Source organism: Pseudoalteromonas sp. S1609, from assembly GCF_005887255.1.
Classification (GTDB): Bacteria; Pseudomonadota; Gammaproteobacteria; order Enterobacterales; family Alteromonadaceae; genus Pseudoalteromonas.
The window spans coordinates 1-375 of record NZ_PNDJ01000174.1; the positions used below are offsets into that span (position 1 = coordinate 1).

Sequence of the window (375 nt, forward strand, 5' to 3'; positions counted from 1 at the left end):
GATGCCCGAGTGGTGGAATTGGTAGACACAAGGGATTTAAAATCCCTCGACTAACAAGTCGTGCCGGTTCAAGTCCGGCCTCGGGCACCACTTTGTGGTTTGGTTATATACACCAATATGTAACTTATAAAAATTATTTAGAATTAATATGATGCGGCACTAGCTCAGTTGGTAGAGCGCGACCTTGCCAAGGTCGAGGTCACGAGTTCGAGCCTCGTGTGCCGCTCCATATTAGTTTTATCCACTTGCTTTAAATAGCAAACTCGATGCCCGAGTGGTGGAATTGGTAGACACAAGGGATTTAAAATCCCTCGACTAACAAGTCGTGCCGGTTCAAGTCCGGCCTCGGGCTCCACTTTTAATTATTGCCCAAGT

General features: G+C 46.7%; 3 tRNA genes. All 3 read left to right on the forward strand.

Annotated elements, in window-relative coordinates:
• Positions 1-3 precede the first annotated feature (3 nt).
• The 3 genes from CWB76_RS19300 to CWB76_RS19310 all read left to right on the forward strand — a co-directional run bounded on the left by CWB76_RS19300 (position 4) and on the right by CWB76_RS19310 (position 355).
• Positions 4-90: transfer RNA gene (locus CWB76_RS19300), tRNA-Leu, on the forward strand.
• Positions 91-153: 63 nt separating this feature from the next.
• Positions 154-229 (forward strand) — tRNA-Gly (locus CWB76_RS19305).
• 39 nt (positions 230-268) lie between these two features.
• A tRNA-Leu gene (locus CWB76_RS19310) sits at positions 269-355 on the forward strand.
• Positions 356-375: the final 20 nt, after the last annotated feature.